This window comes from Roseococcus sp. (assembly GCF_965227005.1).
Classification (GTDB): Bacteria; Pseudomonadota; Alphaproteobacteria; order Acetobacterales; family Acetobacteraceae; genus Roseococcus.
On record NZ_CBDDFJ010000029.1, the window covers coordinates 1 to 8,651 of the forward strand.

At 67.6% G+C, this 8,651-nt stretch carries 9 protein-coding genes; 8 read left to right on the forward strand and 1 reads right to left on the reverse strand.

The features are described 5' to 3' along the window. The coding region (locus tag ACO057_RS15130) for an FAD-dependent oxidoreductase (protein WP_421993181.1) at positions 1-195 on the reverse strand (195 nt) is incomplete at its 3' end. Positions 196-300: 105 nt separating this feature from the next. Here ACO057_RS15130 and ACO057_RS15135 point away from each other — a divergent pair. The 8 genes from ACO057_RS15135 to ACO057_RS15170 all read left to right on the forward strand — a co-directional run. Continuing rightward, positions 301-1,668 carry an ABC transporter substrate-binding protein gene (locus ACO057_RS15135; protein WP_421993183.1) on the forward strand — a complete coding sequence of 456 codons (1,368 nt, stop codon included), beginning with the start codon at positions 301-303 and terminating at the stop codon, positions 1,666-1,668. Positions 1,669-1,731: 63 nt separating this feature from the next. Continuing rightward, positions 1,732-2,670, forward strand: coding sequence for a carbohydrate ABC transporter permease (locus ACO057_RS15140; RefSeq protein ID WP_421993185.1), 939 nt, complete (start codon positions 1,732-1,734; stop codon positions 2,668-2,670). Continuing rightward, complete coding sequence (locus ACO057_RS15145; RefSeq protein ID WP_421993187.1) at positions 2,670-3,560, forward strand: carbohydrate ABC transporter permease; 891 nt, start codon at positions 2,670-2,672, stop codon at positions 3,558-3,560. Before ACO057_RS15140 ends, ACO057_RS15145 begins: the two co-directional genes overlap by 1 nt. 6 nt (positions 3,561-3,566) lie before the next feature. Then, on the forward strand, positions 3,567-4,655 hold the full coding sequence (locus ACO057_RS15150) for an ABC transporter ATP-binding protein (RefSeq protein WP_421993189.1): 1,089 nt from the start codon (positions 3,567-3,569) through the stop codon (positions 4,653-4,655). 323 nt (positions 4,656-4,978) lie between these two features. Then, the gene (locus tag ACO057_RS15155; RefSeq protein WP_421993191.1) at positions 4,979-6,064 is read left to right on the forward strand and encodes a malate/lactate/ureidoglycolate dehydrogenase; all 1,086 of its coding nucleotides are present in this window, start codon (positions 4,979-4,981) and stop codon (positions 6,062-6,064) included. 10 nt (positions 6,065-6,074) lie between these two features. After that, positions 6,075-6,752, forward strand: coding sequence for a hypothetical protein (locus tag ACO057_RS15160; protein WP_421993193.1), 678 nt, complete (start codon positions 6,075-6,077; stop codon positions 6,750-6,752). A gap of 145 nt (positions 6,753-6,897) precedes the next feature. Further along, the gene (locus ACO057_RS15165) at positions 6,898-7,887 is read left to right on the forward strand and encodes a Bug family tripartite tricarboxylate transporter substrate binding protein (protein WP_421993195.1); all 990 of its coding nucleotides are present in this window, start codon (positions 6,898-6,900) and stop codon (positions 7,885-7,887) included. A gap of 58 nt (positions 7,888-7,945) precedes the next feature. Continuing rightward, a partial coding sequence (locus ACO057_RS15170) for a pyridoxal-phosphate-dependent aminotransferase family protein (protein ID WP_421993197.1) occupies positions 7,946-8,651 on the forward strand: 706 nt, incomplete at its 3' end.

The window sequence follows — 8,651 nt, forward strand, 5'->3', positions numbered from 1 at the left end:
GGCGGTCAGGATCTGCGCGTCGGCGCTGCCGTAGCTGAGGATCCAGATCGCGGCGGAGCGGCCAGTCGTATGATATCCGGCGCTTTCCTCCGCCTCGATCAGGGCGACCTTGTGCGTGGCGGAGAGATGGGCCCCCGCGGTGGCGCCCGCGATGCCGGCGCCGATGACGAGCGCATCGAAGAATTGTGTGTCCATGGGGGCATCTTCACGCCTGGAAGCCGATGCATCAATCGGTTGCGCTGCGATGCCCAGTTTGCCTAACCTCCGCCCCGCGGCGAAGACCGTGAAAAAAATACAGGGATGTTCAAGATGGCAGAGAAGGGCTTGAGCCGGCGCAATACCTTGCGCTCGGGGGCTGGGGTGATCGCGGCGGGTGTTCTCGCCTCCCCCATGGTCCATGCGCAGGGCACCGGCGGCACGCTGCGATGCGGATTCTGGGACCATTGGGTTCCGGTCGGCAACGACGTGCTGCGCCGCCTCTGCGCCGAATGGGGCCAGCGCAATCGCGTCGAGGTGCAGCTCGACTTCATCACCTCCGTCGGCAACCAGAACCTGCTGACCATCGCGGCCCAGGCGCAGAGCCGCTCCGGGCACGACATCCTGAGCTTCCCGACCTGGGAGCCCTCGGCCCATGCGCGCCTGCTGGAGCCGATCGACGATGTGGTCGGCCGCCTTGTCGCGAAGTACGGCCCCGTCAACCCGATCGGCGAATACCTCGCCAAGCGGGAAGGCGCCTGGCGCGCGATTCCCGCGGTGTCGGGCAGCCAGCACAAGCCGTCGCTCGGCCGGTTCGACCTGCTGAAGCAGCATGCCGGCATCGACGTGCAGGCCATGTATCCGGCGGCCAACCAGGTCGGCCCCGGCGTCGATCAGTGGAACTGGGACAACTTCCTCGTCGCCGCCGAGAAATGCGCCCAGGCGCAGGTGCCCTTCGGCCTGCCGATGGGCAGCTTCACCGACGCGGTGGACTGGGTCGGCTCGCTGTTCCGCAGCTATGGCGCGACCATGATCGACGAACGCGGCAATGTCACCGTGCGCAGCAATCCGGCCGTGCGGCAGGCGCTGGAATACGCCGTGAGGCTGTGCCGTTTCCTGCCGAACGACGTCTATGCCTGGGACGACGCGTCCAACAACCGCGCGCTGATCTCCGGCCGCTCGGCGCTGATCTTCAACCCGCCCTCGACCTGGGCCGTGGCCAAGCGCGACGCGCCGGCCGTGGCGGAGAAGTGCTGGACCTTCCCCATGCCGGCCGGCCCGGCCGGGCGCTTCACGCCCTATCTGCCGTACTTCTGGGGCATCTGGAGCTTCAGCCGCGTCAAGCCGGCGGCGAAGGGGCTGCTGGAATTCCTCTCCGAGCGCGAGCAGGCTGAGGCGCAGACCACGACCAGCTCCGGCTACGATATCCCGCCCTTCGCCACCATGTCGGACTTCAAGATCTGGGAGACGGAAGGCCCGCCCACGGGCGTCGTCTACAACTATCCACTGAAGCCGCATCACAACGCGCAGCAGAACATCGCCTTCGCGCCGGCCCCCGCGGAGATCGCGGTGCAGGCCTACAACCAGGCGATCAACACCAAGATGATCGCCCGCGTGGCGCAGGGCGGCGAGACCATCGACCAGTCGATGGCCTGGGCGGAGCGCGAACTGCGCAACTTCGCGCGCGGCTGAGCAGGAACGGGGCGGGGGAGCGATCCCCCGCCCGATTTGCGATTCACGGCAGGAGAAACCGTCATGTCCGCCGATACGCTCACCCCAGCTTCGCGCGTGGCGCCTGTGCCTTCCGGCACGGGCAGCCTGAAGCGCTTCGCGCGCCGCCGATCGACCATCGCCTTCCTGATGACCCTGCCGCTGCTGCTGGTGATCACCTGCCTCGTCGTCTATCCGGCGGGCTACGGGATCTATCTCTCGACGCTGAACCGCACGATGGAACGCAGCATCGGCCTCGGCAATTTCGAGATCCTCTTCGACACCGACACCTTCTGGAACGTCGTGTGGCAGTCGTGCATCTTCGCCATCACGGCGGTGATCGTGAAGGCGCTGATCGGCTTCTGGCTGGCGCATATGCTGCACCACATCCCGGTGAAGGGGCAGCGCAAATGGCGCGGCATGCTGCTGGTGCCCTGGGTGATTCCGCCGGCGCTCTCCACCCTCGGCTGGTGGTGGATGTACGACCCCTCCTACAGCTCCATCAACTACCTGATCTCGCTGGTCGGCGCGCCGCCGGTGCCCTGGCTGGGCGAGCCGCTCTGGGCGCGGGCCGCGATCATCATCGTGAACGTCTGGGTGGGCGCGCCCTTCTTCATGATCATGTACCTGGCGGCGATCAAATCCGTCCCCGAGCAGCTCTACGAGGCCGCGGCGATCGATGGCGCGAACGGCTTCCAGCGCCTGCGCTACGTGACGCTGCCGATGATGGCGAACATCATCTCCATCACCGTGCTGTTCAGCTTGATCGTGACCTTCGCGAATTACGACATCGTCCGGGTGCTGACGAATGGCGGACCACGCGACCTCACCCACGTCTTCGCGAGCTATGCCTTCCAGGTCGGCATCCTGAGCGGGAATATCCCGCGCGGCGCGGCCGTTTCCCTCTTCATGCTGCCGATCCTGGCGGTCTGCGCCTTCTTCGTGCTGCGCGGCGTCACTCGCCGGACCAAGGAGCAGATGTGATGTCCGTCACCACCGCGCCCTCCCCCACGATCTACAGCAAGGCCGGCAGCCTCTCGCGCGAGCGGCGCTGGGCCATGTGGTGGGCCTATGCCTCCCTCACTCTGGCCGCGATCATCTTCCTGGCGCCGCCCGTCTATATGTTCATCACGAGCCTGAAGGGCAGTGCCGAGATCGCGAACATGCAGGGCAATCCCTGGCTGGTCCGCAATCCGACACTGGAGAATTACGGAGCGCTGCTCGGCAACGGGATGTTCCTGCGCTTCTTCGTGAACAGCTTCATCATCACCGGCCTCGTCGTCGCGATCACGATGGTGATCTCGATCCTCGCGGCCTTCGCGCTGGCCCGGATGCGCTTCTTCGGCAGCCAGTTCCTCGCGACCGGCGTGTTCCTGACCTATCTCGTGCCGGACACGCTGCTCTTCATCCCGCTCTACCAGATCGTCGGCGGGCTGGGGCTGCTCAACTCCATCTGGGGGCTCGTGCTCGTCTATCCGACGCTGACCGTGCCCTTCTGCACCTGGATCATGATCGGCTACTTCGCCTCCATCCCCAAGGAGCTGGACGAGGCCGCGCTGATCGACGGCGCCAACTGGATGCAGATGCTGACGAAGATCTTCATCCCCGTCGCGCTGCCCGGCATCATCGCCGCGACGATCTTCGCCTTCACCGTGTCCTGGGCGGCCTTCGTCTATCCGACCGCCTTCGTCACCACGCCGGACCAGATGCCGCTGACCATCGGCATCGTCTCGCAGCTGGTGCGCGCGGATACCTTCGCCTGGGGGCAGATCATGGCCGGCGCGCTGCTCGCGGCGCTGCCGCCCGTCGTCATCTACGCCTTCCTCATGGACTACTACATTGCCGGGCTGACCGCCGGCGCGACAAAGGGTTGAACCACAATGGCGCAAGTCTCGCTTCGCAAGATCGTCAAGATGTATGAGGGCGACGTCCAGGCCGTGAAAGGCATCGACCTGGACATCGCCGACCATGAATTCGTGGTGCTCGTCGGGCCTTCCGGCTGCGGGAAATCCACCACGCTGCGGATGATCGCGGGGCTCGAGGAGATCACCTCGGGCGATATCTCGATCGGCGGCGTCGTGGTGAACGACATTCCCCCGCGCGATCGCGACATCGCGATGGTCTTCCAGAACTACGCGCTCTATCCGCACATGTCGGTCTTCGACAACATGGCCTTCGGCCTCATCCTTCGGAAGTTCGCGAAGGAGGAGATCAAGCGGCGCGTGATGGAAGCCGCGCGCATCCTCGACATCATCCCGCTGCTCGATCGCAAGCCCAAGGCGCTCTCGGGTGGGCAGCGCCAGCGCGTCGCCATGGGGCGCGCCATCGTGCGCGATCCGAAGGTGTTCCTCTTCGACGAGCCGCTGTCCAATCTCGACGCGAAGCTGCGCGTGCAGATGCGCACCGAGATCAAGAAGGTCCATCAGACGGTCCGCACCACCACCGTCTACGTCACGCACGACCAGGTGGAGGCGATGACCCTGGCCGACCGCGTCGTCGTGATGAATGGCGGCATCATCGAGCAGGTCGGCCCGCCGCAGGAGCTCTATCACAACCCCGCGACGCGCTTCGTGGCCGGCTTCATCGGCAGCCCCGCGATGAATTTTCTCCCCGCACGGGTGGAGAATGGTGCGGTGCATCTGCCCGGCGGCGCGGTGCTGCCCATCCCGGAGTCGCGCCGCGCGCGCTATGCCGGCGCGCCGGGGCTGGACCTGCTCTTCGGCATCCGCCCCGAGCATCTGACGGACCAGCGCCTCGGCCTGCCCAACCGCGCCGAGATCACCATCACGCCCGAGGTCATCGAGCCGATGGGCATGGAGACTCTCGCGCATTTCCACCTGGGCGAGGCGCGCGACTGCTGCGCGCGGCTGGAGCCCACCGTGGAGGCCGCGCCCAACGTGCCGCTGGTGCTGACGGCGGACATGAACAACATGCACCTGCTCGACGCACGCACGGGCCGCGTCCTGTAAGGTCACGAAGGCGCCGCCTAACGGCGCCATTGCCGCGATCGGATGGTTCCCTGCCGTCCGATCGGCCATTCGGACGACACGCCGGATCGCGGCGGCGCGGGAGCGTCAGGGCGGATCAGAGGAAATCCGGCCCGGAGGGGCCTTTCCGCATCGCCGGCGGTTCCACCAGGGACCAGCGGACAATCAATCCCTTCGGCGGATCGCCGACCGGCACCATGCTCCGCGTGACCCTCGCGGCCTGCACCCCGACGATCTGAGCGGATACGGGTCTGGACGGGCCGGGCGGCCAGGGGCAATTTCCTCTCAGGAAGAGGAATACGCGCATGGCCGAGCCCGATTATGTCTACATCCCGGTGACCGAGCTCGAGAGCTTCGTCACCAAGATCTTCGGCGCCTCGGGCTGCAGCCCCGAGGAATCCGCGCGCATCTCCAACCACCTGGTGGGCGCCAACCTCGCCGGCCACGACAGCCACGGCGTGGACCGCGTGCCGCGCTACGTGCAATGGCAGAAGGCGGGCTATGTCGTCGCCGGCCAGAAGATCAGCGTCATCAGCGATGGCGGCGCCTTCGCTTTGCTCGATGGCAATTTCGGCTTCGGCCAGACGGTCGCCAAGCAGGCCACCGAATTCGGTATCGCCCGCGCCCTGGAGAAGGGCTCCTGCATCGTCGGCCTGCGCAATGCCGGCCATATCGGCCGCACCGGCGACTATGCCGAGATGGCGACGGCCCAGGGCCTCATCTCCATCCATTTCGTGAACGTCGCGGGCTCGGTGCTGGTCGCGCCCTTCGGCGGCAAGGAGCGCCGCTTCTCGACGGCGCCGATGAGCATCGGCGTGCCGCTGCCCAAGGGCCCGGTCATCCTCGACTTCGCGACCTCCTTCGTAGCCGAAGGCAAGGTGCTGGTCGCCTCCAACGGCGGCAAGGCGCTGCCGGAGAACGCGCTCATCACCTCCGATGGCGAAATGTCGGGTGATCCGCACACCCTCTACGGCGCCTATGAGCAGGTCGGCCCGCGCAATGCGGCCGGCGGATCGGGCGCCATCCGCGCCTTCGGCGACCACAAGGGCTCCGGCCTCGCTTTGATGTGCGAGCTGCTGGCCGGCGCGCTGACGGGCGGCGGTACCTCGGGCCCGATCACCGAGCGCGGCCGCATTGCCAATGGCATGCTGTCCATCTACCTCTCGCCGCAGCATTTCGGCGACGAGGATTCCTTCCATCAGGCTGCGGCCGACTATCTGGACTGGGTGAAGTCCTGCGCGCCGGCCGACATCGATTCGCCCGTGCTCGTCCCGGGCGAGCCGGAGAATCACCGCCGCGCCGCCCGCACGGTCTCGGGCGTTCCGCTCTCGCGGGACGCCTGGCAGGGCATCCTGGAGACGGCCGCTTCGCTGGGCATCAATGGGCCATGAGCATCAACGCATGAGTACTTCGAACTACGAGGCCTATAGCGCCATCCGTGAGCGCATCCTGACCGCCGCCGGACGCCGCATCCCGCGCGCCTCGGCGGCGAGCCAGGCGCGGGCGCTCGGCCTGGACTGGAAGAACGACGAGGTGAGCGTCGGCAACCAGGCGCAGTTGCTGCTGGTGGTCGATCTGGGCGTCTTCGGGCCGATGGGCGGGCATTCGCGGGCGCTGGACCGCGAGGCCAAGGCCGGCGAATACGCCGAGGGCAGCGAGGAGGCGGCCGTCCTGGCCGCCCTCTCCCGCGCGCATTTCACGCTGTTCCGCGTGGTCGGCGCGCACCTCGAAGGCGGCGTCGAGGCCGATGACCTGCTGCGCGGCACGAAGCTGCGCATCGAGGACCGAGTCCTGGCGCGCGAGGGCATGGAGGGCACGGCCTTCGCCGGCCGCATCATGCGCCTGGGCCGGTTCGAGATGACCTGCGGCGCGCTGGCGCCCGTCACCGACGAGGTGATCGAGACGCTGCTCGGCCGGCCGGTCGCGTCCTTGCCCACGCCGCAATTCCTGCCGGCCATCACGCCGCTGATGGAGGACGACGTCGCGGCGCTGCGCGGCGCCGCCAGCGCCTCGGAATTCCCCGCACGGGTCTATCGCGCCGCGCTGGATCACGGGCTCTTCGGACGCCTGCCGGAATAAAGCGCGACCGGCGGGGGGCGAGGCGGGCCGCCTCGCCCCCCCGCCGAAGACCCTCGGTTTACGGTGTCCTGACGTGTCATGACGGCTTGCATCCGCGTGTCGGGTGGGGCTTCATCGGGACAACGAAAAAAGCCGAGGAATATCCATGCTTCGAAGAATCGCGCTCGCGGCGTCCTGCCTTGCCGTGATCGCCGCACCGCTCGCGGCGCAGACCTATCCCGATCGGCCGATCACCCTGGCCACCGGCTTCGCGCCGGGCGGCAGCACCGACATCGCCTCGCGCATGATCTCCGAGCGCTTCGCCGCCAATCTCGCGCCCGGGGCGCGCATGGTGGTGGAGAACCGTGCCGGCGCCTCGGGCGTCGTCGCCTCCGACTGGCTGCGCCGCCAGTCGCCGGATGGCCACACGCTGATGCTCATCGAGGTGTCGTCGCACGGCATCGCGCCGGCCGCGCTGGAGGGGGGCACGTCCTACGATCCGGTGGCCGATTTCACCCATATCGGCATGGTCGGCACGGCGCCGATGATCCTGGTGGTAAACCCGAGCTTCCCCGGCCGCACGCCGACCGAGGTCGTCCAGCGGCTGCGCAATTCGCGCCCCGAGGAATTCGCCTATGCCACCTCGGGTGTCGGCTCGATTCCGCATCTCGCCGTCGAGGTGATGGCGCTGGCGCTGGGTGGCGCGAAGTTCACCCATGTCCCCTATCGCAGCGGCGGGCTGATGCTGACCGCCATCCACCAGGGCGAGGGCCAGTTCGGCATTGCCGTCCTCGCCAGCGCCGCCGGCCAGGTGCGCGACGGGCTGGTGCGGGGCCTGGCCGTCACGAGCCGCGAGCGCTTCCCCGCCTTCCCCGATATTCCCACGCTGGGCGAGGCCGCGATTCCGGGCTTCGAGATGACGACCTGGAACATGATCGTCGGCCCGCCGAACATGCCGCCCGCGGTGGTCGCGCAAGTGAACCGCGCGCTGGTCGCCACCGTGACCGAGGCGCAGATGCGTCAGCGCCTGCTCGGCGCCGGCGTCGCCGCCTGGACGGCCGCCAACACCCCCGAGGCGACGCGCGATTTCATGATCGCTGAGGTGGCCAAGTACCGCGACGTCGTTGCCCGCACCGGCGTTCGCCTCCAGCGTTGATACCCTTGGCGTTCCGCTCGATACTGGGTGGAACGCCGAACAGGAAAGCTTCAAGATAATGGACGGTCACACAGCTCCGGCCCCCGCACGCCCGATGGCGCGCGGCCGCCTTTTCTTCGCCAATCCGGGTCCGACGAATATTCCCGATTCCGTGCTGCTCGCCACCGCGCGCGCCAGCATGGATTTCAACGACCCCGCCTTCATGGCCGTCTATGACGCCTGCTTCGCTGGGCTGAAGAAGGTCATCAAGACCGAGCAGCACCTCTTCATGTACACGGCGTCCGGACACGGTGCGTGGGAGGCCTCGCTGGTCAACACGCTCTCGCCGGGCGACCTCGTGCTGATCCCCGAGACGGGCCACTTCTCCGATTCCTGGATGAAGATGTGCGGCACGCTGGGCTTCAAGACGAAGCACATCCCCTGCGACTGGCGCCGTGGCGTGGAGATGTCCGCCATCCGCGAGGCGCTGGCCGCCGATACCGCGCATGAGATCAAGGCCGTCTGCTGTGTGCACAACGAGACGGCCGCGGGCATGCGCCTGCCGCTCGACCAGGTGCGCGCCATGCTCGACGAGCTGAAGCACCCGGCCCTGCTGATGGCCGACACCATCAGCTCGCTCGGCTGCTACGACTTCCGCATGGACGAATGGGGCGTCGATGTCTGCGTCGGCGGCAGCCAGAAGGGGCTGATGCTGCCCACCGGCTTCAGCTTCACCGGCGCCTCCGAGAAGGCCATGGCGGCGCACCGCGCCAGCACGCACCCGC

What these genes read in the sequence shown, in the direction of transcription:
- ACO057_RS15160 (WP_421993193.1), top strand. Translation starts at nt 6,075, where the DNA reads ATGAGTACTTCGAACTACGAGGCCTATAGCGCCATCCGTGAGCGCATC.
- ACO057_RS15155 (WP_421993191.1), top strand. Translation starts at nt 4,979, where the DNA reads ATGGCCGAGCCCGATTATGTCTACATCCCGGTGACCGAGCTCGAGAGC.
- ACO057_RS15145 (WP_421993187.1), top strand. Translation starts at nt 2,670, where the DNA reads ATGTCCGTCACCACCGCGCCCTCCCCCACGATCTACAGCAAGGCCGGC.
- ACO057_RS15150 (WP_421993189.1), top strand. Translation starts at nt 3,567, where the DNA reads ATGGCGCAAGTCTCGCTTCGCAAGATCGTCAAGATGTATGAGGGCGAC.
- ACO057_RS15135 (WP_421993183.1), top strand. Translation starts at nt 301, where the DNA reads ATGTTCAAGATGGCAGAGAAGGGCTTGAGCCGGCGCAATACCTTGCGC.
- ACO057_RS15140 (WP_421993185.1), top strand. Translation starts at nt 1,732, where the DNA reads ATGTCCGCCGATACGCTCACCCCAGCTTCGCGCGTGGCGCCTGTGCCT.
- ACO057_RS15165 (WP_421993195.1), top strand. Translation starts at nt 6,898, where the DNA reads ATGCTTCGAAGAATCGCGCTCGCGGCGTCCTGCCTTGCCGTGATCGCC.